This window comes from Sutcliffiella halmapala (genome assembly GCF_002019665.1).
Lineage (GTDB): Bacteria > Bacillota > Bacilli > Bacillales > Bacillaceae_I > Sutcliffiella_A > Sutcliffiella_A halmapala.
The window spans coordinates 460,603-485,690 of the sequence record NZ_KV917375.1; the positions used below are offsets into that span (position 1 = coordinate 460,603).

Below are 25,088 nucleotides of genomic sequence, written 5' to 3' on the forward strand. Positions count from 1 at the left end.
AAAACAGTTTTAAAAGGTGGATGACGTTGCGATGAAAATAAATGATAACTGGAAAATCAAACATTTTGATGTGGGGACTACCCCTGACTTAGAGGTGGCAGCTCCAGAATATATTGATTATTTCTGGATGACAGCAACAGTTCCAGGTGATGTTCATTCAAATCTGATTGAACGGAAGTTAATTGAAGATCCCTTTTACGGACACAATGATTTGAAATGTCAGTGGGTAGAAGAGAAGGTATGGTGGTATCGTACCACTTTTGAATTTAATGATGAAGTGACGAAAGACGATAGATATGAGCTAATCTTCGAAGGCTTGGATACGTTTGCTACGGTTTATTTAAATGGGGTGGAGATAGGTTCTACGGAGAACATGTTTATTAGCCACACGTTTGAAGTAGCAAGAGAGTTGAAACAGGGTAAAAATGTTCTAGCGGTTAAGTTTGATCCGGTCCATGTTCATGTGAAGGACAAAGTTCAATACTATTGGTCTGGATTTAGTAAGAAACGAATATGGACTAGGAAGGCTCAAAGTCATTATGGCTGGGATTGGGGGCCACGCTTAGTTGCTTCTGGGATTTGGAAGGATGTTCATCTAGAAAAAAGAACGCTCTCTAAGCGGGATTCTATTTTTGCTAAAACGATATCCATCTCTCCTGAAAAGGCAATGGTTGAGGTCGATGTAGAGACTGTCACATATAGAAAAGAAATGAATTACGAGGCCCGTTTTAATCTTACGGATGGAAGCAAAAGTTTTTCCACTAGTGTAATGGTCCATCAGAATAAAGCGAAAGCCGTATTAGAAGTAGAAGACCCGAAGCTTTGGTGGACACATGATTTAGGTACGCCTCATCTATACCAATTAAGCGTAGAATTATTTGCTGACGGCATGAAGATAGATGAAAAGCAAGAGGATTTTGGGATTAGAACTGTGGAAGTTCAACGCGCTGATGAAGAGGGAAATCACTGTTTTACTTTTGTATTAAATGGAGTAAAGCTGTTTGCAAAAGGTGCTAATTGGATTCCAGTGGATAGTTTTATCGGAGCGGCTCCGGATTCACGTTATAAGCACTTAATTAAGATGTGCAAGGATGCCAATATGAACATGCTTCGTGTATGGGGTGGAGGCATCTATGAAAAAGAGGTCTTTTATGATGAATGTAACAGGCTTGGTATTCTGGTCTGGCAGGATTTCATGTTTTCTTGTGCACTTTATCCAGATTACAACAGGAATTTCATGGCCAATGTCAAAGAAGAGATTATTCATGTTGTAAAAAGGCTACGGAATCACCCTTGCTTGGCTCTTTGGTGTGGAAATAATGAAAATGATTGGTTGTATGAAGCGCTACATTCCTCTGGAGAAATCACCCATCCCTTTTACGGTGAAAAAATCTACCATCAATTAATGCCTGAATTGTTGGAGGAACTCGATCATACTCGTTTGTATTGGCCTAGCTCTCCATTCGGAGGTAATGATCACAACTCAAGAGAAGAGGGAGATTCGCATAATTGGCAGGTTTGGCATGGGAATATAGAGCCGAGATCATTTGGTCAGCCACAAACAGTGAATTATAGCGTAGAAGGTCTTTCTTTTAAAAATTTCAAAAATGACACCACAAAATTCGCGAGTGAATTTGGCATGCATGCTTCTTCAAATCGCTACACATTGGAGAGAAATATTCCAGCGGATCAATTTTTCTGGGGTAGTGAGGAGATGGCATATCGCAATAAAGATATCCATCATCCGAAGGGAATTTTACTAATGCAAGGGTATACAGGTGTTCCGAAGGATTTAAATGAGTACATTGCATTTTCCATGTTAACACAAGCGGAAGGATTGAAATATGGAATAGAGCATTATCGACGTAACAAGCCGCACACAAGTGGTGCTTTGTTTTGGCAGTTAAATGACTGTTGGCCTGGTACAAGCTGGTCTGTCATTGATTATTATTTACTTCCCAAGGCTTCCTATCATTACGCCAAAAAGTTCTTCAGTCCCATTTTACTAACACTTGATCATGATGTTGGAAAAAATATATCTATCTGGGCTGTAAATGATAGATTAGAAGTATATGAAGATGAGATTGAACTAGCTGTTTATCATCTAAATGGCGAAAAAGTATTCTCAAGTTCGTGGAAGGTTTCAATTGAAGCCAATGTATCAAAACAAGTGACAACAGTGTTAGAGCAAGAAGCTCTAGGTGGAGTACAGCCAGATGAAGCAGTAATGGTTATCTGCTCGAAAAATAATAAAACCTATGAAAATTTCTATTATTTCCGCGATCATAAAGATGTAGCATTTGAGGCATGTGAGTTATCGTTCTTGGTAGATAAAGAGAAAAATGAGTTGACCGTATCTACAAATGTACTTGCTCGAATGGTCACGATTGAAATTGATATGGAGCAGCTCGTGCTAGAGGATAATTTCTTTGACTTACTGCCTTCGGAGAGAAAAACTGTTAAATTATATCAAACGGATGGGAAAGAAATCCCTTGGGATACCTTAAGAGTGAAGGCAATTAATAGTCTTGAAGAAAAGGGAGCGATCGCATGAAAGCAGCAGTTTTACAAGGTAAGAAGCATATAGAGGTACTAGAATGGAACACGAATCATCCATCTGCAAAAGAGGTTATTGTTGAGGTGAAGTGTTGTGGGATTTGTGGAACCGATCAGCATATTTACCATGGACAGCCAGGTTCTGCTGAAGTAAGACCGCCGATTGTCCTTGGCCATGAATTGGCTGGAGTAGTTATGGAAGTAGGTTCAGAAGTGTTAACCCTTCAAAAAGGAGATCGGGTATCAATTGATCCTAATATTTACTGCGGGACATGTGAATATTGCCGTAGCAACCGAATGCATTTGTGTAATCACCTTCAAGCTGTTGGGGTAACAAGAGATGGTGGCATGGGTGAACTTTGTTTAGTACCAGAATCAAATTGTTACAAAATTCCAGATGACATGACTTTTGAAGAAGCGGCACTCGTGGAGCCTTTAGGCTGTGTTCTACACGGTATGAGAAAGTTACAATTCTCACCATTAAGTAAAGTGTTGATTATTGGCGGTGGTTTTATCGGACAGTTATTTCTACAATTAGTGAAACAACAAAATGTACATTCTATCATTGTAAGTGAGCCAGCTGAAAATAAGCGAGAGGCTCTATATAAATTAGGTGCTGATGAGGTGATTCAACCGAAATTTGCTGCAAATCTAGTAGCGGATGTTGTGATAGAATGCGTCGGAAGGGAAGAGAGTATGGAACTTGCGATTAAATCAGCAGCAAAGGGCGGACAAGTGTTACTCTTTGGTGTCGCTGCTCCAGAAACTGTAATCTCTGTTTCACCATATGAAATTTTTTTAAAGGAGCTTACCATCAAGGGATCCTTTGTGAATCCATTTACGCACGATGAAGCGATAGCACTAATTTCGAAAAAAGTAATCGATGTCGAATCACTAATATCACATCGATTTACACTCGAGGAACTTCCGAAGGTAATCTCACACTTCCCTGCTCTCAACGTTTCAAAAGCGATTATTAATCATTCGAGAGCTTAGAACAATTTCATGACTTTTACTGGATTACTAGGCTCCTTACTAGCGAAGTGAAATTGAAATATAAGGAGGAAGATGTGCATGCTAGGTGCGATTGAAGCTGGAGGTACTAAATTTGTTTGTGCTGTAGGAGACGAATCAGGAAAGATAATAGAAAAAATTCAAATTCCTACCACAACCCCAAAGGAAACCATGAGCCTGGTAAAAGAATTTTTCATTAAATTCCCGATTAAGGCTATTGGAGTCGGTTCATTTGGTCCTATTGAGGTAAACGAGGAAAGTGCGAAGTATGGATATATTACATCAACACCTAAACCAGGTTGGAGTGATTTTCCAATCGTACAAGAGCTAAAAGCTGCATTTAATGTGCCGGTTGGTTTCAATACAGATGTAAATGCAGCCGCGTTGGGAGAGACAACTTTTGGCGCTGCTAAAGGGTTGGACAGTTGCTTGTATATCACCGTTGGTACAGGCATTGGAGCAGGTGCGATTGTACAAGGAAACTTGCTTCAGGGTCTTTCACATCCAGAAATGGGACATATCCTAGTAAGGAGACATCCAAATGATACGTATGCTGGAAAGTGTCCTTATCATCATGATTGCTTAGAAGGACTTGCTTCGGGCCCCGCAATCGAAGCCCGTTGGGGAGCTAAGGGCGACCAACTTGTAGATAGGGTAGAGGTTTGGGATTTAGAAGGTTACTATCTTGCACAAGCACTAATGCAATATATCTTAATCCTATCTCCCCAAAAAATCATCCTTGGCGGAGGGGTAATGAAACAAAAACAAGTATTTACTGCTATCAACAAATACCTTCCAGAACTACTAAATAAATACGTAACCTTACCCGAACTCACCAATTATATTGTAAGCCCAAAATTAGGCGATAACGCGGGAATCACTGGTGCATTAATGCTTGCTTTAGGTGCCAGTCACTCCTCGTAGTACCATGGTAGTACCATGGGGACAGTCCCTCTGGTAACTTGCCAAGCAAGAGAGCCGCGGGGTCTGTCCCCGTGGCTCTCTTTTTTAATGTAGAAACTAAAGTATTTATGCAAAAAATATAGTACTTCCCAAAGGATAATTGACACGACATATTGCATCATATATGTTTTGTTCATCTGAGGGGTGTTATTTTCGAAAGATTTTGTTATTTTTTGAAAGCGCTTCATTTAAACTCCTGAGATACTATTCGACTTTATGAAATAGAAAGGCGGGTGGGGAAGATACATAGTTTGGCGGTATAGTAGAGCCACGGGGACTGTCCCCATGGTCACTCATGGTCACTAAAAAGTAGGGAGGAAAGCATGTTGAAGAAGAAACGTAATGTATTGTCTCTTTTTATTTTAGCTGTTTTACTTATTTGTATGAATCCCAGTAACGGTTTTGCAGCACAACCGGAATCTTCTTATTGGTATCCAGAAGCTTTATTGAATTGGAGCCCAGAGACTGACCCGCACGCCGAGTTTAATAGAAGCTCTGTTCCACTTGTGGAAAGAGAAGTCCTTTTTAACATAAATGATACGCAACAATCGGAGGCGAAAATTGTTGCATTATCAGCCTTGAATTCTAATACTAGTGGGGTTCCTTCTCAAGGTGGAAGTAACTTTTTTGCTAATACATTTAGCTATTGGCAATACGTAGATATTATGGTGTATTGGGCAGGCTCTGCTGGTGAAGGGATTATTACACCACCAAGTGCAGATGTCATTGATGCTTCCCATAAAAATGGGGTCCCTATTTTAGGGAATGTATTTTTCCCACCAAAAGTTTATGGGGGACAGGATGCTTGGGTCGATCAAATGCTGTCGCAGCGTGATGATGGCTCGTTTCCTGCTGCTGATAAATTGCTTGAAGTAGCAAATTATTATGGATTTGATGGTTGGTTCATTAACCAGGAAACAGAAGGTGGAACAAGGGAAACTGCGGAGAAAATGCAGCAATTTCTCATCTACTTACAAGATAACAAGCCAGAAGGTATGCACATTATGTGGTATGACTCAATGGTTGAGGACGGTAGTATTCGTTGGCAAAACTACTTAACAGACCGCAATAAAATGTTCTTACAAGATGGGGAAACTCGTGTTGCTGACAGCATGTTTTTGAACTTTTGGTGGTGGAATAATAGTCAAGAAAGTTCCCACCAAAAAGCATTAGAGATTAATAGAGATCCATACGATTTATATGCGGGGATCGATATAGAGGCTGAGGGAACAAGTACCAACGTGAGCTGGGACAATTTATTCCCTAAAAATGGTTCTCCGTATACATCATTAGGAATTTATCGTCCAGATTGGGCATTTAAATCTACCGATAACATGGATGATTTTTATAAAAAAGAACAGCAATTGTGGGTAGGGGCTGCCGGGAATCCGAGTAAAACGAATGAGAATCCCGAAAGCTGGAAAGGGATGGCTCACTATTTTACCGAGACCACTGTCATCAATCAGCTCCCATTCGTCACGAATTTCAATACAGGTAGTGGAAAATTCTTTACTATTGACGGACAAGTAAAGTCCACTAACTCTTGGAATAATCGTAGTTTGCAAGATATTCTGCCGACATGGCGTTGGTTAGTAGAAAGTAAAGGCGAGGCACTAAATGTCGATTTCGACTGGGAGGAAGCCTATTATGGCGGTAGTTCGCTAAAGGTTTCAGGTGATCTTTCTAAGAAAAATGCGACTCATGTGAAGCTTTATAAAACGAATCTGCCAATTGATAAAGACACAGAAGTACACGTGACGTATAAAAACTCCGATAAAAATCCCAACATGAAATTAGGAGTTAGCTTTATGGACGACCCAACTTCCTTTGAATTTTTTGATTTGAAGAAAAAAAGTCGAGGGGAATGGACGACAGAAAGCGTTAAGCTAAAGAAATACAAGGGTAAAAATATCGCTACTATTTCGTTATTTTTTGAGAGTGATAAATTAATTGAAGACTACAGCATGCATATTGGAGAGCTAAAAGTTACAAGTAAACATAGTGATAAAAAGTCTCCTAAAAAACCTTCCAATGTAAAGGTGCAAGATATTAGTTTTGATGAGGGGTTATATGCGGATATAGCATTAAAGTGGGATGTTGTAGAAAATGTGAAGCATTATGAAATTTATCGCCATTTAGGAAAAGGTAAAAAGGAATTTGTTGGTGCGATTCCTAATAATGTTTATTACATTTCTGAACTGAGAAGAGACCAAAAAGAGCGTTCAACAAAGCTTGAAGTTGTTTCTGTCAATCATCAACTAGAAAGAAGTAAGACTGGACAAACCGTAACGTTTAACTGGCCTGCTTATCCAAAACCGAAGGCTGATTTTTCAGTGAGCAAGTCTATTGCTGCACCTGGTGAGGAAATTCAATTCTTTAATCAGTCCTCTGAAGCGACGGAAACGGTGGAGTGGCATTTCGAAGGGGCAACACCTTCAACTAGTAAGGAGCTAAACCCTGTTGTTACGTATGAAGAAGAGGGTATATATTCCGTGAAGCTAATTGCCAAAAATAGTGAAGGACAAGATATTCTTCTAAGAGAAGGCTTTATTACTATCTCAGAGGATGCGAGTAATATATCCAATATCGCCTTAAATAAAGCAGCTACAGCTAGTGGGCAATGTGGACCGAGTGAAGCACCGCAATATGCGATAGATGGAAAAGTAACAGATAATAGTAAATGGTGCGCAATTGGAGCGAATAGCTGGCTACAAATTGATTTGGGTGAAGCGTATCAGCTTTCTAGCTTTGTGTTAAAGCATGCCGAAGCAGGGGGAGAGCCTGCAGCGTTTAATACAAGAGCATTTACCATCGAGGTAAGCCAGGATGGAGAGGTATGGGAACCAGCTGTAACAGTTACCAACAATACCGATGCAATCAGTGAACATACCATCCCGTTAACAGAAGCAAGGTATGTGCGCTTAGCTATTCAGCAACCAACCCAAGGTGGAGATCAGGCGACAAGGATATTTGAGTTTGAGGTTTATGGGTTTTAGTTTAGTGTCATTTTTAGTTTCCAGGGGGACAGTCCCTTTGGTAACTTGCCAAGCAAGAGAGCCGCGGGGACTGTCCCCACGGTTCTCTTATTGCCCTTAAACAAAATGATTTTTCTGACTATTAATAATGTTTTATTTTTGATAACATATAAGAAAGCAAGTCCCTCATGTAATAAACCACTTAAAACCTCTGTTTTGTATCTGCATGAACATGCCCATTTCTATGTTTAGTTTCAAAGTAATATTTACTCACTAAATTAGACCAGAGGGACAGTCCCCCTGGCACTGTCACCTCTCTGGCTCGAAAAGGATGATGCTTTTGCCAAGAGAAGCGAGGAAAAAAAGTAGGATGAATACTTATCACTTGATATTTAGAGGAATCAATCGGCAGACGATATTTGAAGAACCGGAGGATGCCTATTTTTTCTTGAGAATCCTTCAATCGTATCAAGAAAAATGCGGATATGAAATTTGGGGATATTGTCTTATGGGAAACCATGTTCATCTTCTTATTAAGGAGGGGGAAGAAGAATGGGGAGTGACGATGAGGCGCATAGGGGCTCGCTTTGTTTATTGGTACAATTTGAAATACGATCGTAGTGGTCATTTATTTCAGGGGAGATTTAAAAGTAAAGCAGTAGAGGATGTGCCGTATTTATTAAATGTACTTAGATATATCCATCAAAATCCGACTGCAGCTGGACTAGTAAAGGAGATATCTCAGTATAAATGGAGTAGCTATTCGGAATACATGAACAAATGTAAGTTGGTAGATAGAGATTTTATTCTAGATATCTTTGATAAGGATCGAGAGAAAGCATTATTTAAATTTATTGAATTTCACCAGAAAAAGAGTGAGGGGGATTTCTTGGAGGCCTATGAAAGAAGAAGGAGGACATCCGATCAAGAAGCTAGAGCTATCATTAAAAGTATTTGTCCTGTTACGTATTGCATTGATCTTCAGAAAATACAAAAGAAAGATGGTCGGGATCAATACTTAAGAGAGTTAAAGCAACAAGGGTTATCTATGAGACAAATTGCAAGACTAACTGGTATAAGTAGGGGTGTGATTACAAAGGCATGAGTGGTGCCCGTTACCCGTTACCACGTTACCAAGGGTTACCAAGGGGGGTTACCAAGGGGACAGTCCCTCTGGTAACTTGCCAAGCAAGAGAGCCACGGGGACTGTCCCCGTGGCATCTATTTGAGTTTGAGGTTTATGGATTTTAATTTAGTGTCATTTTTAAAGTTTTCATGCGTTTATTAAAGGACTTGGGACTAATCTGTTCCAAGTCCTTTTTTTTCTTTATATGATAGAGATAGAGTAAATGTAAGCGATTTCTAAAGATGGAGGAGGACTTACATAATGAATGAATTTCCGAAGGGTTTTTTATGGGGGGCTGCATCTTCTGGGCCACAGCTTGAGGGAGCAGCTGATATCGATGGAAAAGTGAAAACAGTGTGGGATCATTGGTTTGAAACAGAGCCAGATAAATTTTATCAACAGATTGGGCCAAGGGATGTGTCTAATTTTTACTTTCGATATAAAGAAGATATTCAAACAATGAAGGAGCTTGGCTTTAACTCTTATCGAACGTCCATCTCTTGGGCGAGATTATTGCCTGATGGAAAACATGTCAATGAGAAGGCTGTGACCTTTTATCGTGATGTGTTCACTAGGTTAAAAGAAAACGGAGTGAAGCCAATCATTAACCTCTTTCATTTTGATATGCCGTATCATTTTCATGAAAAGGGTGGCTGGGAAAATCGAGATATCATTCATGAGTTTGCTTTTTATGCGAAAACGGCGTTTGACTATTTCGGTGATCTTGTAGAAGAGTGGGTAACCTTCAACGAACCGATTGTGCCGATTGAGATGGGTTTTTTAAACGATAAGCATTTACCAGCAGTAGTTGATATAAAAAGAGCTTTTCAAGCAGGTTTTCATACGATGCTTGCCCATGTTTATGCGGTGAAAGTTTTTAAAGAGAACCAGAATAAAGGGAAAATTGGGATTATTTTAAATTTAACACCTAGCTATCCTCGCAGTGAAAATCCTGCAGATCAAGAGGCGGCTAAATGGGCAGATGTCCTTTTTAACAGGAGCTTTTTAGATCCAGCGGTTCATGGCACCTATCCAAGTGAACTAAAGCAGTTTATCGAAAATGAACAAATCGAGCTTCATTATGAGGATGAAGATTTTGCGTTAATGAAGCAATATACTGTGGATTTTCTAGGGGTTAATTACTACCAGCCTAGAAGAGTGCAAGCAGGTGATAAGGCCTCTAACCAAGATGTATTACAGAAATATTTTATACCGTACCAATGGCCAGAGGCAAAAATGAATCCACATCGCGGCTGGGAGATTTATGAGAAAGGCTTGTACGATATCGCGATTAATATCCGAAATAATTACTCGAATATTCCTTGGTATGTCGCTGAAAATGGCATTGGAGTGGAGGGAGAAGAGCAATTTATTGATAGCTTGGGAGAAGTACAGGATGACTATCGAATTGAGTTCATGACTGATCATCTTCGTTGGCTTCAAAAAGGCATAGCGGAAGGGTCTAATTGTTATGGCTATCATGTATGGACCTTTATCGATAATTGGTCTTGGTTAAATGAATATAAAAACCGATACGGCTTAGTAAGGCTCGATCTAGAGACAATGGAGCGTCATAAAAAGAAAAGCGCGTCTTGGTTTTACGAATTAGCAAAAGGAAATACTCTTCCTGAAAAATGGTGATGGGATGAATTATATTTTAACGATTGATATCGGTGGGACATTTACGAAGCTTGCGTGTATTTCAACATGTGGACAGCTAGTAGAAAAGGAGGAAGCGGATACTCCTCAGCTTTTCGGTGACTTTCTTCAGTTAGTGCAAAGCTTCTATGAAAGGAATTTAACCAACAACCATTGGATTATTGGGATTGCTATCAGTAGCCCTGGAAGTGTAACAAAATCAGGAGAGGTTCTTGGGTATAGCTCTGTCCCATTTATACACGACCAGAATATGAAAGTTTTACTTGAACAACAGTATAAGCTTCCTGTGTTTATCGAGAATGATGCAAACTGTGCGGCACTAGCCGAAATGTGGAATGGGGCAGCAGATGGAATTGATACTTATGCTTGCATCGTTTGTGGGACTGGAATTGGTGGAGCGATTGTTATCAATAAAAAGCTTTATAAAGGTGCAAACCTGCATGGTGGTGAATTTGGTTATGTCATTTTGGGGCATGATTATGGTGGAAAACCAGCGCATTACCAGACATGGAGTGAACTAGGTTCATCGTCCGCTATTACACGAAGATTAAAAGAGGAAGCCCCATATTATGAGAAATGGACTGGTCCGCTAGTGTTTGAAGAGGAAAAAAAAGGTCATCGTGCAGCAGCGAAATCCATTGATACATTTTTTCACACGTTAGCAGTAGGGATATTCAACATTCAATATACGCTTGACCCTGAAAAGATTTTAATCGGTGGGGGAGTAACGAGACAGCCAGCATTTATGGAGGAACTAGCTACTCGATTAGAAGCGATTTATGCTGAAAAACCCTTTGCGACCATTCGACCTAACGTATCGGTATGTCATTATCTCGACCAAGCGCAGTTGTACGGAGCGGCAGTAGGATGGAAGGATCTTTATTGGAAAGGAGAGTCATCATGTTTACCAGAATAGGCAGCTTTTTTACAGAGGCAAGCTTGTGGATTTGGAGAGTTATGCAGCTCAATTTCATCTGGTTGTTTCATATTTTACTAGGAGGAATTGTCCTCGGGCTATTTCCAGCGACAGTTGCGATGTTTGCGACAACGAGAAAATGGCTCAAGGGTGGAATTGACTATCCGATGCTGCAAGAGTATCGGACATATTACAAAGAGAACTTTTGGAAGACCAATGCATTAGGATGGACATATTTATGCATCGGAGGATTTCTAGTCATGGATCTTCTTCTTGTAACCCAAATACAAGGGGTTATTGCACTACTTAGTACGTTTATCCTTGTATTTTTGCTCGTCATCTATGCATTTTCGTTCATGTATTTCTTTTCTTATTACGTACATTTTCAACAGTCCTTCAAGCAGTATCTGATTCAACCATTTATCATTACGCTTATTAGCTTGAAACAAAATCTCTTAATTGCCATTGGTTTACTGATGATAGGTTATTTGATTCAAAAAATGCCAGGTTTAATTCCATTTACGTTAGGGGTCATGCCTGCCTATTGGATAATGAAAATATCAATGAATCGTTATAAAGTGATGCAATATGGCTCAAAGCACGAAATAGTAGGAGGAGAATCATGAAAATAGATAAAACAGCGCATATTATCTCGCACTCTCACTGGGATCGGGAATGGTATATGTCTTTAGAAGAGCATCGGTACTATTTAGTTAAGTTATTTGATGATTTGCTAGAAAAATTAGAAGAGGATCCACATTTTCATAGCTTCCATTTAGATGGTCAAACGATTATGGTAGATGATTATTTACAAGTTCGACCTGAGAAGGAAGAAAAAGTGAAGCAATACATTCGCGAAGGACGCTTAATTGTTGGGCCTTGGTATATTCTACAGGACGCTTTTTTAACAAGCTCTGAGGCAAATGTTAGAAATCTGTTATATGGAATGAAGGATACGAAAAAATTAGGCCAAGACGGGGTAATTGGGTATTTTCCTGATACATTCGGGGTTTATGGGCAAGCTCCACAGCTATTAAAGCAAGCGAATATGGATGTAGCAGCATTCGGTAGAGGGGTTACGCCTACTGGCTTTAACAATCAGGTACATCATAGTGATGACTATTCTTCCCCTTATTCGGAAATGATTTGGGAATCACCTGATGGCTCAAGTGTGCTAGGTATTCTGTTTGCTAACTGGTATTCAAATGGAAACGAAATACCAGAAGACAAGGACGAGGCGAAGCAATTTTGGGAGAAGAAATTAGCAGATGCTGAAAAATTTGCTTCTACATCGCAGTTACTATTTATGAATGGTTGCGATCATCAACCTTTGCAAAAAAACATTGTTGCAGCAATCGAAACAGCGAAGGAAGTATTTCCAAACATTGAGTTTAAACATTCCAGCTTTCAAGAATATATCGAAGAGTTAAAAGCAGAGTTACCAGCGGAGCTTCAAACGATTCGCGGTGAGCTACGTAATCAAAAGACAGATGGCTGGTCAACCCTTGTTAATACAGCGAGTGCTCGTATTTATTTAAAACAGGCGAATGACCGTTGTCAATCGTTGTTAGAGCGTGTGATGGAGCCGATTGGTTTATTAGGAAAGGACCGCAACTTTCATCAAGATTTCTTAGAATATTACTGGAAATTATTAATGGAAAATCACCCACACGATAGTATTTGCGGATGTAGTGTCGATGAAGTGCACCGTGAGATGGAGACAAGGTTTGAGAAAGTAGAAAAAGGTGCAAGGAAATTCATTGAAGAGCAGGCTCGGGAAATAGCACAAACCATTCCTACAAAGCATGAGCAAAGCGATGCTGTCCCTTTAGCAATCTTCCATACTAGCGGGGAAGCTGCTACTCAAGTTATCAAGAAAAAGGTAGCAGTGAAAAAGATTTATTTTAGTGAAATGGACTTTAACGTTATTCCGAACATGTTGAAAAATGAAAACCTGCCACACTTTTATATCGAGCGCCATGACAAAATAAAGCTTTATGCACATGTTAAGGATTTAGGTGTCGCCTTTGGTTATGATTTGCCGAATGATGGGTTTAGAAGACCGTATTATGCGCGAGAAGTAGAAGTCACCTTTTCACTGCAATCGGCAATCCATGTTGGCTATGAAATATGTTACTTAGTTCCAACAAATGAGCCAGCCAGCATCGAGCAGCCAGCCCTAATTTGGAATGAGACGAATGCCAAATTAGAAAATGAAAAAATGACCGTTTCTATTCACGAGAATGGTTCGTATACCATTGTTGATAAACATACTGGAAAAGTATATGACAGCCTTGGAATTTATGAAGATGTAGGGGACATCGGGAATGAATATATGTTCAAAGAAACCGGCGATGGAAAGCGAGAAACGACGGAACACATTTCCTCCTCTTTGAAGCCTATAGAGAATAATGGCTATCGCGCATCGGTAGAAATCTCTTCTTCCTTTTTGGTACCGAAGTCAGCAGATGAGCAACTAAAGGAAGAACGTGAAAATCTCGTCTGGCATCCTAAACGGACGGCAGGAAGAACGGAAGAGAAAGTGCCATTGACGATAAAGACGGTATTAACGTTAGAAAAAGAAGCAAAGGGATTACAAGTAGAAGTTACGATTGAAAATACGGCAAAGGACCATCGACTGCGAGCATTATTTCCTGTAGGTGAAGGAAATACCCAGCACTATGCAGATAGTATCTTTGAAATAGCACAACGATCAAATAAACCAGAACAGCAATGGAAAAACCCAACATTTGATCACCATATGCAGCGATTTGTGAGCCTTGATGATACCGAGTACGGCTTAACAATTGCAACGAAAGGGCTACATGAGTATGAAATCGTTGATAATGGAACGATTGCTATCACCTTGTTAAGAGCCGTCGAAGAACTAGGGGATTGGGGAGTATTCGAAACACCAGAGGCTCAATGCCTAGGAACAAGTAAAGTGCAATTTCTGGTGATTCCTCATAAAGGAAATGTACTAGATTCCAAAGCTTATTTGACAGCCTATCGTTACCCACTAGAACCAACCGTTATCCAAGTAGAACAACACATTGGAAAAGAAGAACAAACGACAAATCTTTTTAGCTGGACTGGCGAAGGACTAGTATTAACAACATCAAAACTAACTCTAGAAGAAAAAGGAATCGCCCTAAGATGGTTTAACCCGACAAAATCAACTATCAAGCTAGAAGTAGAAACAAACGACCAACAAGCTATCTACTTCTCTACCATTCTCGAAGAAAAACGAGAAAAGCTCGGAAAATCAAGCGCAGAACTTATCGTAAAACCAAATGAAATAGTAACACTTCTAATAAAAGAACAAAACTAACTACTAGATAGACTCTATGCAAGGGAATTTGTACCATAAGGAATGAATATTTGCCGCTTTAGCCTATTAACTATTAACCTTAATTATTACCCGCTTCCCCTGTAGATTGGAGTGCAGGGTGTGAGACTCCTGCGGGAGAAGCGTGTTTCGGGAGACCCCACAGGAGCGACAGCGACGAGGAGGCTCCCGGACCGCCCGCGGAAAGCGAACACCCGGAACGGAAATCAACAGGGAGTTTAACAGATAACCAACCTATTTCCTGTGCAGTACAAGACCACCCAAAAAGGAGAATAATCTCATGAGCCAACAATCAAAAGTAATCCCACAATCATTTCAAAAAATCATAAACAAAGTAAAAGAAGCCTATTCCGACGACATAGAAACACAAAAACTATTTGAAAACTGCTTCCTAAACACCTACCAAACAACACTAAAGCAAGATGCAGAAGGAACATTCGTTATCACAGGTGATATCCCTGCCATGTGGCTAAGAGATTCCTCAGCCCAAGTGAGACCGTACTTAATGGTTGCCGCCGAAGATAAAGAAGTAGCACAAATGTTAAAGCAAGTAATCGAGCGTCAATGGAAATATATTTTACTAGACCCTTATGCAAATGCCTTTAACCAAACAGCTAACAACCAAGGTCATCAAAACGATCGAACAGACATGAGCCCTTGGATATGGGAAAGAAAATACGAAATTGATTCTCTCGCATTTCCTATTCAATTAACTTATTTATACTGGAAGGCTACAGGAGATGATTCCATCCTAAATGGCCAGTTAAAAGAAGTGATTGAGACAATTTACCGTGTTTGGCAAGTGGAACAAAACCACGAAGAACAATCTCCGTACTTATTTGAACGTGATGATTGTCGCGTATCGGATACATTACTTCGCGCTGGAAAGGGAGGGTATTCTGTCAAAACGGGAATGACATGGTCCGGATTCCGTCCTAGTGATGATGCATGCTTGTACGGATATTTGATCCCAGCCAATATGTTTGCGGTAGTTGCCTTACAGTATGCCGAAGAAATGCTTGGAAAAATGAATGAGTTAACATTAGCGGAAAAAGTGAAGGAACTTGCGAGTGAAATAAAAGCAGGGATTGAGAAGTACGGAAAAGTGAATCATCCAATCTTTGGTGATATGTATGCATATGAAACAGATGGTGCTGGCAATGTCAATTTGATGGATGATGCGAATGTTCCGAGTCTGTTAGCGATTCCGTATCTTGGATATACAGATGCATCTGACCCTGTCTATGAAAATACGAGAAGTTTTATTTTAAGTCGACATAATCCTTATTACTATGAGGGTGCTGCTGCTGAGGGAATCGGAAGTCCGCACACTCCTGATCACTATATTTGGCATATTGCGCTAGCAATCCAAGGAATGACGGCAACTTCCCAGGAGGAAAAGAAGAAAATCGTAGAGATGTTTAAAAAGACGCATGGTTCTACTTATTACATGCACGAGGGGTTTGATGCAGATCACCCAGAGAACTTTACTCGTTCTTGGTTTGCGTGGGCGAACTCGATGTTTAGTGAGTTTATTTTAAGTGAGATTGGGATGGTTGTACCGGGAAGTCCGTTAGCGCGTTCGTAGATTTTTCTATGAGGGGGAAGGCTAGGTGGTGGCAAAAGATCCACCATCTAGCTGTTTCTGTTTAAAAGTTGAATTAAAGAGGTGGACTATGTTTTATAAAATAGAGAAGATACAAAATCGAATTCACGATTTGGATCGTTTGCGTTATCGTGAGTTACAGCAAGTAGAAGCTTTTCGTATGTATGAGCCAGAAAAAGGCTTGGAGAACAGCCTTCCTGAAATATACTCGGACAAAGTGATGAAGGTGAACGATAATTGGTCTGGAAGAGACCGTTACATGTGGCTTCAGACGACAGTATCTATTCCAAACGAATGGATGGAAAAGAAGGCCGTGTTGTTTTTAGATTTAGGCCGTACCGGTGGTGGGAATAATTCTGGCTTTGAATCTTTATTGTATGTAAATAAGAAGCCTTTTCAGGGAGTCGATTCTAATCACAAAGAGGTTATCCTGCCAACTATTCAAGGAGATTTAGAGATTGATATTCTATTATGGTCAGGTCTTGAGGGGGGAGGAAACCCTTCTGAACAGTATTACCGATTGAAGGAGGCATGGTTTGGCTGGTTGGATGAGGCTGTCGATTCCTTGTATTTTAAAGCTAAAGCAATCTTAGATACGATTAAGAGGCTTGATGTTAATAATCCTAGCTATTCGGAATTAATGGCCGCCATTAACCGAGCTTTTCAAGTGATTGATTGGTCCATACCAGGGAGTGAGGAATTCTACGAATCTACGTATTATGCCCTAGATATACTTGACCAAAACATGAAGGAATTAACGAAAAACACAAGTGTGACGGTTCATACTGTTGGACACTCTCATATTGATTTAGCATGGTTATGGCGTACGAAACATACAAAAGAAAAAGCGAAAAGAACATTCTCAACCGTGTTAAGATTAATGGAATTGTATCCAGATTATATATACTTACAAAGTCAACCACAGCTATATGAGTGGGTGAAGCAAGAAGATCCGGAGTTATTTGAGGCGATAAAGCAAAAAGTGAAGGACGGTCAGTGGGAAGTAGAGGGCTCTATGTGGGTAGAGGCAGATTGTAACATTCCATCAGGAGAATCCTTCGTACGCCAACTATTGTATGGGAAGCAATTTTTTCAAAAGGAATTTAACAAAACAAATCGTACGCTTTGGTTACCAGATGTATTCGGGTATAGCTGGTCACTGCCGCAAATTTTACGTAAATCAGGCATTGATACGTTTATGACGACGAAAATTAGTTGGAACCAATACAATCGTATGCCACATGATACCTTTACATGGCGTGGGATTGACGGGTCGGAAATTTTGACGCATTTTATTACAACACCAGAGCCAGGGAGACCTGAAGATTCATGGTTCTACACCTATAACGGTTTAGTAACTGCTGAAACAGTGAACGGCGTTTGGGAGAAATATCGTGATAAGGATATAAATAAAGATTTGCTATTAGCATACGGATATGGAGATGGTGGTGGAGGTGTTAATAGAGAAATGCTAGAGATGAAACGTCAATTAGACACCATCCCTACATTGCCTAATGTCCAATCTACGAAGGTGGAGGATTATTTCCAGACGTTACATGAGAATGTCAACGAAACGGATCAATATATTCATACTTGGGACGGGGAGCTTTATTTAGAGTATCATCGTGGAACGTATACGAGCCAAGCAAAAATGAAAGAGATGAACAGGAAGCTGGAGTTTGGCTATCATGAAGCGGAATTTGTCTCGTTATGGAATAGTGTCGAAAATGGATGGAGCAACTATCCAGCTGAAGCGATTGAAGAAGGCTGGAAATTAATATTGCTAAACCAATTCCATGATATTATCCCAGGTTCTTCGATAACAGAGGTGTATGAGGATGCCCATAAAGACTATGAAAAAGCGGCGATGATTGGTCAAGAAATCCTACTGAATCAAGAGAAGAAAGTAGTAGAAAACAGTGAGAAGAGTTGGAGTTATGTTTATCCACTTCAATACCAAGCACCGACCATTGTAACCATTCCAGCAGATAAAAGCTCAGTAAATAGCTTCGAGCAAAATGGCAAAGAGCTAATATCTCAGAAAACAGCATCTGGAGACCAACTTATATTAATTGAAGAAACGAAGCCATTCTCCTACGATAGTATTACCTCTTCGTCGGTGGAACGTGGTAATACAAGTGAAGAACTTAGTAATATCGATGTCGATAAACGAATTTGGGAGACACCACATTATTGCTTAAGCTGGAATAGTGAAGGGCAGCTTACGACTATTTTTGATAAAGAAACTGAAAGAGAAGTTTTAAAGCATGGTGCAATTGGAAATGTCTTTAAATTGTATGAAGATAAGCCGCTCGCGCATGATGCTTGGGATATTGATTTATTTTACCAAGAAAAATTCTCTATTATTAATAGCTTAAAAGAATGTAGAATAGTAGATAATGGTCCACTTCGTACAACAGTCCGTTTTACGTGGGATTATCCAAAGGTACAAATTGTTCAAAATGTGCATTGCTATCGTCATACGAAACGAATTGATTTTGAAACAGAAGTAAATTGGGAAGCACGTCAAAAGCTATTAAAAGTTGAATTCCCAGTGGATATTCGTTCGACAGAGGCAATATATGATATTCAATTTGGGAATGTGAAACGTCCAACACATTGGAATACATCGTGGGATATTGCTAGATTTGAATCAGTGGGGCATAAATGGGCAGCTATTACGGAGCCAAATTACGGAATAAGCTTAATGAATAATAGTAAATATGGCTATTCCATAAAAGACAATGTGTTAGCCTTATCATTGCTCAAGGGACCTGTATATCCAGATCCAACTGCAGATATTGGCGTACACCATTTCACTTATTCGATTTATCCATTTAAAGGCACAAGTAAGAAGCATGATGTGGAAAGAGAAGCGACGTACTTGAATGCCCCGATAAGAGTTATTAAAGGAGAAGTAAAAGAGGAATTTAGAACCTCGCTTTTCTCCCTATCCAATGATTGTGTAGTGCTAGATACGGTTAAGAAGGCGGAAGATAGGGATTCAACTATTATTAGACTTCATGAGATGGAAGGTTCTTCAGAGCAAGTAATCATCCAGAGTGCCTACACCATTAAACGTTGGAGAGAAGTTAATTTAATGGAGGATGCAGCGGATCAAGTATTTCACGACACTCCGATAAAGCTTGCCTTTACACCATATGAGATCAAAACATTAGAAATAGAATTTGCTAGATAAACCATGTAACAGGGACAAACGGCTCGTTCGTCTCTGTTACTTTTCCTATATTGGAGTGTGAAAGAAAATGAAAGCGTTTCAAATGCTTAAGAGATTAAGCGGTAAAATGTTTTATCGTGTTTTTTTTACCTACTCAACGATTATTTTTTTAACGATGTCGATTCTTTTTGTCTTTCTATCTGAATACTATTCCAATTTTATTGTTCAAAGAGAGCTGGATAGACAAGAAACAGTCGTGAAAGAAATGCAGTCTGAGATAAAGAAAAAACATCAATTTGTTAATCACGGTGTGCAGCAATTATATCTTGATAAACGCTTAATTGAAGATTTAGCATTTGCGCTTCAGCATGACTATCAAGAATACATCGGATATCGATTAGATAAGTTTTCGAAAAGTGAATCATTTGTCCCATATAATTTTGATCTATTTGTAAAAAATTACTTCTCTAGAGATTCAGAAGTGGTAGCCCTACAAATTCAAAACAATACGATTGGGACAGAATATGTCTTTCTATTTAATCGTAGTCGATGGTACAACAGTAATAATCATCTTTCAAGTAGTGAAACGGAGAACCTTGAAACAGATGAATTTGAGGAAAAAGATTTATATATCGTGGAAGAGAGGATAAATGATCCTGTTTCATTAGAGCGGCTCGGAAATGTATCCGTTTATTTTACCTATGATAATTTAAAACAGTTGCTTTCATTAAGAGAATCGGAAGTGAACGGTTCCTTTCTCATAATGGATGAAAATCTAAATGTATATTTCTCACATGGTGATATCGAAAACGATGTTCTAAAGGAATTAAATTATAGTTCCGTACAAAAAGAGCTTAAGTTAAAGGAACATTACTATGTGCAATCTTCGATAGAGCCTTCGAGTAAATTAATGGTTATAGCAATCATCCCAAAAGGTGAACTAGCACCTTTATTAAAGTATAAATTAACTATTTTTCTCATCATTTTATTTCTAACAACCGTCGCAATTGCTCTTCCTTATTTTTCTTTAAGAGGCTACTCTAAACGTGTAGATGAAATTTTGGAGACGATGAAGGAAGTTCAGGAAGGAAATTTGGAGGCTAGAATTGAAACTTCTAAAATAGGCGATGATTTAACGATTATTTCTACTACTTTTAATGAAACGTTAGAAGAATTAAATGATTATATACATAAAGTCTATCTTTCAAAATTAAAGCAAAAAGAAGCGGAGTTAGCGAATCTTCAAGCCCAAATAAATCCCCATTTTTTGTATAACACTTTAGAAGCAATACGTATGAAATCATTAGCTGAAGGGGGGAGAACATCAGCTAAAATGATTGTTCAGTTAGCTCAACTTTTTCGATATTCCTTGAAGACTGGGGAGCTAGTTACTGTCCAAAATGAATGGAATCATGCTGAGCAGTATATAGAACTATATAAAATAAGATTTCAAAATTATTTAAAGACGGAACTTGTGATGGCTGATAAGCTGCAGCATTATTATGTCCCACCTTTTATACTACAGCCGCTAATCGAAAATTTCTTAATACATGGATTTAAGAGAGATAGTGAGGATAACGAACTTACGGTTTTGGTGTATGAAAAGCAAGAAAAACTTTGGATTGAAATAAAAGATAATGGAAAAGGCATCGAGCGACCACAGTTAGAGGAAATTAAGCAAAGGCTTAGAAAGATGGAAGGCTCCTCTGATTCGATCGGTTTAGGGAATGTTCATCAACGAATTCGGATGAAGTATGGAGAGCCATATGGAGTAGAGATAGAGAGTACACCTGAAATTAACACAACGGTCACCGTTATTCTACCACTTTTGAGTGAGGTGTTATTGGATGATTCGAGTAATGTTAGTAGATGATGAACCGCTTATTTTGGAAGGATTACAATATATCATAGATTGGGAGTCAATCGGTTTTAAGATAGTAGCGACTGCCAAAAATGGATTAGAAGCATTACAACTTGCCCAATCGATTAAATTTGACTTACTTATCACAGATATAAAAATGCCCGAATTAACAGGGCTAGAACTAATCGAGTCTTTAAATAAGTTAGATAAACAGTTTAAATCTATCATTCTTTCTGGTTTTCAAGAGTTTGATCTAATTAAAAAAGGGCTGCAATTAGGGATTGAAAACTACTTATTAAAGCCAATCAATGAGGCGGAGCTTTTATCCTCACTTTTACATGTAAAGGAAAAGATAAATGTTTCAACCTTGCAGGAGGAGTCCTTTTTTGTATTAAGAGACCATTCGATTTGGAGGTGGGTAATGGGGAAGATGGCCTTAGCGGATTTTAAAGAAAGAGTGTCGCTATATCCTCGAACCTCATTGAATCCACCACTATATATGGGTTTATTGAAGCTGGAGCAGGAGGAACAGGATGAATCCTTCCTACATTCGTTACAACAAAAAATAGAAGAAGAAACAAATGTTACTGCTGCTCTTACCCCCTCAGGAGATTTTTTGTTAATGTGGTGCAAGGACTCGCTTCAGGATGATTGGGAAAATGAAAAGGTGCGGTTTCTAGATTTTGTACAGCGTTGTGAATTTCCAGGAGAGCATGTTTGTGTCCTAAGTGATCCTGTGCCATCCTATCATCAAGTAACACGTGTTTACCGAGAGCTAGAGATGACATGTGAGCTTAAATTGTTATTGCCACACAAAGATCATCGAATTGCGGAACAAATGTATCTGAGTAACACTAATTTTAATGAACAAAGTACAGAAACTACTAAATATTTGAATCGCGAATTATTGGAGCTGCTGGCAAATGAACAATACGAAGCCGTAAGAGCGTCTATAAGTAAGATGCTGAGTCAAATCGGGCAGGATAGGCAGATTTTAATCATGAAGGGCGTGTTGTTAGAGTTTTTCTTCCATGTGAAAAATAAATTTTTAATTTTGCTCGATTATCCACAATATGTAGAGATGATCCATCAAATCCTATATATGAGTACTCATGAAGAAGCCATGAACATAGTAGATAAATGTATTGGTATGATAGAAAAAGATTCCAACGATGAAGGTGAGAAATACAGTCCAATCATTTACACTGTATTAAATCATATTCTTAAAAATTATGCGATTGATATGTCTTTAAAAACGTTAGGCCACCAATTTCATATTAACCCTATCTACTTAGGACAATTATTTCAAAAAGAAGTTGGCACCTCCTTTACCAAATATTTAAATAAGCTTAGGATTGATCGGGCAAAAAAACTATTACTCCATTCCCACGAAAAGGCCGGTCATATCGGAAAAAAAGTTGGCTATATCGATGCCACCTATTTTTATAAACAGTTTAAGAAATTTGAAGATATGACTCCATCTGAATGGAGAAAGAATAATAGGCAAGATAGATTGGAAGTCTTCTAAGGAGGGCTTCTTTTTTTAGAATTGAATAGCCCATTTTGGTGATAATCGCGAAAAAGCAGCTATTGCTCATAAAATTGGGATGCTGGCTCAGAAACTGGTCACAACGACTCATTAAATAAGGATACCGGCTCATTAAAAGTCAAATGTCGCTCAGAAACTAGGGGACTCGGCTCATAAACAAAATCTCACTCTAATAAAGAGCTAGAAAACGATGGAATAGTAACAGAAAAGCCCATCATCAAGGGAATAAACGTGCCTGACATTATTTTGTATTTATTTTTACCAGTAAATCTAAGATATCTCAACTATTCCGAATGTAAGGGTTTTCATATAATTGAGTTAAGAGGAAATTGCTTAGGAAGGAGGAAGGGTATGGGACGTATCAAACAATTCGGTAAAAATTTATATGAGAACAGAATATGGCTTCTCATGACATTACCCGGGCTAATTTGGTTAATTGTATTGAAATATATTCCGATGTTTGGCCAAGTTATTGCTTTTAAGGATTTCAGGTTCCATCCTGATGGATTTCTAGCAAGTGTGATTCATAGTGAGTGGATTGGTTTTGAAAACTTTAAATTTTTATTTAGCACAAATGATGCTTTCATTATTACTAGAAATACGGTTTTATACAATCTAGTTTTTATTGTAGTAGGGCTAATTTTAGCGGTAGCAGTAGCGATCATTCTAAGCGAGTTAACAAAACAAAAATTAGCGAAGATTTATCAAACTGGAATGTTATTTCCACACTTTTTATCTTGGGTCGTTGTAAGCTACTTTGTATTTGCGTTTTTAAGTGTAGATAAAGGATTATTTAATAGTGTTTTAGGGCTCTTTGAAATCGACCCTGTTTCATGGTATAACGAACCTGCCTATTGGCCGTACTTCATCGTAGCAGTTAGTCAATGGAAGGGAGTAGGCTTCAGTAGTATTGTTTATTTAGCAGCTATCGTAGGAATTGATCGTACTTATTATGAAGCCGCAATGATTGATGGGGCTAGTAAATGGCAACAAATATGGAATGTTACGATTCCAATGATTATGCCTTTGATTATCATATTAACCATTTTGAATATTGGTAGTATTTTCAGCGCGGATTTCGGCTTATTCTATCAAATCCCGAGAGATTCTGGGCCACTCTATCCTGTTACGAATGTCATTGATACTTATGTGTATCGCGGCCTGATGACGATGGGAGATATTGGGATGAGTACAGCAGCCGGCTTATATCAAGCGACAGTAGGATTTATATTAATTTTAGTAACGAACTATATTGTGAGAAAAATAGATGAAGAAAATGCATTATTTTAATTTTGATTATGGAAGGAGAATAAGGATATGGAAACTCCTCCTAAGGTGGCAGACATCGTCCATGAAAAGCCTATAGGTAAACTAAAAAAGAAAAAAGCGTATAATCCACATGGCTTTTCAGGAAAGACAAGTATATTCATGCACTTTTTATTAGGTACATTTGCCTTTCTATGTATCTTCCCATTTCTCTATGTCATGATCATTTCGCTATCAAGTGAACAGTCATTGTCTTTAAATGGCTATAGTATCATTCCAAGTGAGTGGAGCTTTGAGGCGTATCAATATTTGTGGCAAATGAAATCACAAATCCTACACGCATATGGCGTGACGATTTTTGTAACGGTTGTCGGAACATTTATTAGTGTATCTATTATCGCTATGTACGCTTATGCTATTTCAAGAAAACAATTTAGATATAGAAAACAATTTACCTTTATAGCCTTTTTCACGATGTTATTTAGCGGTGGAATGGTTCCTTTCTATATTGTTATGACACAGTTTCTAGGCTTAAGAAATTCTGTTTGGGCCTTGATCTTACCTTTAGCAGTAAATGCATTTTACATTATCATTATGCGAACATTTTTCCAACGAACCGTACCAGAAGCTATATTAGAATCAGCCCGAATTGATGGTGCTGGGGAGTTAAGAATCTTCTTCACGATTGTCTTACCACTTTCGATTCCTGGAATTGCGACAATCGCGCTTTTTAGTACGTTAGCTTATTGGAATGATTGGTTTAATGCATTATTGTTCATCGATAATCCGAACCTCGTTCCATTACAATCTCTTTTAATGAGAATAGAAAACAACTTAGATTTCATTCGTCAAAATGCAATGTTAACCAACCAAAACAGTTCGATTCTTTCATCAATACCACAAGACTCTGCAAGGATGGCAATGGTCGTAATCGCAACCCTACCCATTGCCTTATCCTATCCATTTTTCCAAAAATACTTCATCAAAGGCCTAACCATCGGCGGAGTAAAAGAATAAACAACTTCTTCAATAAAAGAAAGACCTGTGTAAATGCAGAGGGATTTCTTTTA

15 protein-coding genes are annotated in these 25,088 nt (G+C 38.8%); all 15 read left to right on the forward strand.

Annotated features, from left to right (window positions below; translation table 11 throughout):
* Positions 1-31 precede the first annotated feature (31 nt).
* The 15 genes from BK580_RS02195 (at position 32) to BK580_RS02270 (ending at position 25,035) form a co-directional block, all read left to right on the forward strand.
* Complete coding sequence (locus BK580_RS02195) at positions 32-2,554, forward strand: beta-mannosidase (RefSeq protein ID WP_078378750.1); 2,523 nt, start codon at positions 32-34, stop codon at positions 2,552-2,554.
* A complete protein-coding gene (locus tag BK580_RS02200; protein ID WP_078378751.1) occupies positions 2,551-3,552 on the forward strand; it encodes a zinc-dependent alcohol dehydrogenase family protein in 1,002 nt (333 codons plus the stop codon). The genes BK580_RS02195 and BK580_RS02200 overlap by 4 nt, the downstream gene beginning before the upstream one ends.
* Before the next feature lie 78 nt (positions 3,553-3,630).
* Entirely contained in the window at positions 3,631-4,494 is an 864-nt protein-coding gene (locus BK580_RS02205; RefSeq protein WP_078378752.1) for an ROK family protein, read from the forward strand.
* A gap of 362 nt (positions 4,495-4,856) precedes the next feature.
* Positions 4,857-7,529 carry an endo-beta-N-acetylglucosaminidase gene (locus BK580_RS02215; protein WP_139364823.1) on the forward strand — a complete coding sequence of 891 codons (2,673 nt, stop codon included), beginning with the start codon at positions 4,857-4,859 and terminating at the stop codon, positions 7,527-7,529.
* A 349-nt stretch (positions 7,530-7,878) separates the two neighbouring features.
* The gene (locus tag BK580_RS02220) at positions 7,879-8,613 is read left to right on the forward strand and encodes a transposase (RefSeq protein ID WP_235863980.1); all 735 of its coding nucleotides are present in this window, start codon (positions 7,879-7,881) and stop codon (positions 8,611-8,613) included.
* Positions 8,614-8,892: 279 nt separating this feature from the next.
* Positions 8,893-10,275 carry a glycoside hydrolase family 1 protein gene (locus BK580_RS02225; RefSeq protein WP_328589087.1) on the forward strand — a complete coding sequence of 461 codons (1,383 nt, stop codon included), beginning with the start codon at positions 8,893-8,895 and terminating at the stop codon, positions 10,273-10,275.
* 4 nt (positions 10,276-10,279) lie between these two features.
* Positions 10,280-11,209, forward strand: a complete 930-nt coding sequence (locus BK580_RS02230) for an ROK family protein (RefSeq protein WP_078378756.1) — start codon at positions 10,280-10,282, stop codon at positions 11,207-11,209.
* Complete coding sequence (locus BK580_RS02235; RefSeq protein WP_169864755.1) at positions 11,194-11,835, forward strand: YesL family protein; 642 nt, start codon at positions 11,194-11,196, stop codon at positions 11,833-11,835. Before BK580_RS02230 ends, BK580_RS02235 begins: the two co-directional genes overlap by 16 nt.
* Complete coding sequence (locus tag BK580_RS02240; RefSeq protein ID WP_078378757.1) at positions 11,832-14,540, forward strand: alpha-mannosidase; 2,709 nt, start codon at positions 11,832-11,834, stop codon at positions 14,538-14,540. The genes BK580_RS02235 and BK580_RS02240 overlap by 4 nt, the downstream gene beginning before the upstream one ends.
* 298 nt (positions 14,541-14,838) lie before the next feature.
* The gene (locus BK580_RS02245) at positions 14,839-16,146 is read left to right on the forward strand and encodes a glycoside hydrolase family 125 protein (RefSeq protein ID WP_078378758.1); all 1,308 of its coding nucleotides are present in this window, start codon (positions 14,839-14,841) and stop codon (positions 16,144-16,146) included.
* A 25-nt stretch (positions 16,147-16,171) separates the two neighbouring features.
* Complete coding sequence (locus BK580_RS02250; protein ID WP_235863981.1) at positions 16,172-19,363, forward strand: alpha-mannosidase; 3,192 nt, start codon at positions 16,172-16,174, stop codon at positions 19,361-19,363.
* Positions 19,364-19,430: 67 nt separating this feature from the next.
* Positions 19,431-21,215: a sensor histidine kinase gene (locus tag BK580_RS02255; RefSeq protein ID WP_078378759.1), complete on the forward strand. Its 1,785-nt coding sequence runs from the start codon at positions 19,431-19,433 to the stop codon at positions 21,213-21,215.
* On the forward strand, positions 21,190-22,731 hold the full coding sequence (locus BK580_RS02260; protein ID WP_078378760.1) for a response regulator transcription factor: 1,542 nt from the start codon (positions 21,190-21,192) through the stop codon (positions 22,729-22,731). The genes BK580_RS02255 and BK580_RS02260 overlap by 26 nt, the downstream gene beginning before the upstream one ends.
* 372 nt (positions 22,732-23,103) lie before the next feature.
* Positions 23,104-24,042, forward strand: coding sequence for an ABC transporter permease (locus tag BK580_RS02265; RefSeq protein WP_078378761.1), 939 nt, complete (start codon positions 23,104-23,106; stop codon positions 24,040-24,042).
* A gap of 27 nt (positions 24,043-24,069) precedes the next feature.
* Positions 24,070-25,035: a carbohydrate ABC transporter permease gene (locus BK580_RS02270; protein ID WP_078378762.1), complete on the forward strand. Its 966-nt coding sequence runs from the start codon at positions 24,070-24,072 to the stop codon at positions 25,033-25,035.
* Positions 25,036-25,088 lie beyond the last annotated feature (53 nt).

Bases quoted from the DNA above. Each gene is read 5' to 3' on its own strand.
- BK580_RS02245 (WP_078378758.1), top strand. From the start codon at position 14,839: ATGAGCCAACAATCAAAAGTAATCCCACAATCATTTCAAAAAATCATA.
- BK580_RS02195 (WP_078378750.1), top strand. From the start codon at position 32: ATGAAAATAAATGATAACTGGAAAATCAAACATTTTGATGTGGGGACT.
- BK580_RS02260 (WP_078378760.1), top strand. From the start codon at position 21,190: ATGATTCGAGTAATGTTAGTAGATGATGAACCGCTTATTTTGGAAGGA.
- BK580_RS02270 (WP_078378762.1), top strand. From the start codon at position 24,070: ATGGAAACTCCTCCTAAGGTGGCAGACATCGTCCATGAAAAGCCTATA.
- BK580_RS02235 (WP_169864755.1), top strand. From the start codon at position 11,194: ATGTTTACCAGAATAGGCAGCTTTTTTACAGAGGCAAGCTTGTGGATT.
- BK580_RS02205 (WP_078378752.1), top strand. From the start codon at position 3,631: ATGCTAGGTGCGATTGAAGCTGGAGGTACTAAATTTGTTTGTGCTGTA.
- BK580_RS02265 (WP_078378761.1), top strand. From the start codon at position 23,104: ATGGGACGTATCAAACAATTCGGTAAAAATTTATATGAGAACAGAATA.
- BK580_RS02220 (WP_235863980.1), top strand. From the start codon at position 7,879: ATGAATACTTATCACTTGATATTTAGAGGAATCAATCGGCAGACGATA.
- BK580_RS02215 (WP_139364823.1), top strand. From the start codon at position 4,857: ATGTTGAAGAAGAAACGTAATGTATTGTCTCTTTTTATTTTAGCTGTT.
- BK580_RS02255 (WP_078378759.1), top strand. From the start codon at position 19,431: ATGAAAGCGTTTCAAATGCTTAAGAGATTAAGCGGTAAAATGTTTTAT.
- BK580_RS02200 (WP_078378751.1), top strand. From the start codon at position 2,551: ATGAAAGCAGCAGTTTTACAAGGTAAGAAGCATATAGAGGTACTAGAA.
- BK580_RS02230 (WP_078378756.1), top strand. From the start codon at position 10,280: ATGAATTATATTTTAACGATTGATATCGGTGGGACATTTACGAAGCTT.
- BK580_RS02240 (WP_078378757.1), top strand. From the start codon at position 11,832: ATGAAAATAGATAAAACAGCGCATATTATCTCGCACTCTCACTGGGAT.